The organism is Cellulomonas fimi (assembly GCF_028527925.1).
Classification (GTDB): domain Bacteria; phylum Actinomycetota; class Actinomycetes; order Actinomycetales; family Cellulomonadaceae; genus Cellulomonas; species Cellulomonas fimi_C.
Window position 1 is genome coordinate 1 of the sequence record NZ_JAPESW010000192.1, and the last position, 515, is coordinate 515.

General features: G+C 60.8%; 1 protein-coding gene. It reads right to left on the reverse strand.

What is annotated here, in order from left to right:
• A partial coding sequence (locus OMK64_RS21610; protein WP_272730180.1) for a cellulose biosynthesis protein BcsG occupies positions 1-515 on the reverse strand: 515 nt, incomplete at both ends.

A 515-nucleotide genomic window follows, 5' to 3' on the forward strand; every position in this document is an offset into this window, starting at 1 on the left:
TTCAGCCAGGCGGTGAGATTCGCGCTGGTCGGCGGCGCAGACTGCTCCAGTCCATCCGGCGTGGCGGCTGGCTGGCCGCCGCTGGGCGTCTGATTCAATACCACCTGTGGCGTGGCCGTCCGGGTCGGCAGCAGCGACATCGCCGGGCCAGCAATCGTCAGCACGTTAAGCCAGATCAGCATCAGCGAAACCAGCACCGTGATGCGGATCCATTGTGAAACAAACAGATAGAGAACCAGCAGCACAAAGGCGGCCCCCACCATTTGCCAGTTAATAAAGCGATCGGCCAGGTCGAGCAGATAGGCCGCAGAGAAGCCCGCCAGCTGATCGCCCTGGCTGAGTATGCTGCTGAGTCCTGGCAGCCAGGTGTCGTGCCAGAACAGCGCGATGCCAACCGGAATCGAGATCAACTGGCGGATGCGATGCAGGCGCGCCGAGGGTAACGGAAAAAGCAGCCAGGCGAGAAACACCAGATTGCTCAGGGCGTGAAAATTGAGATAGCCATACCACAGCAG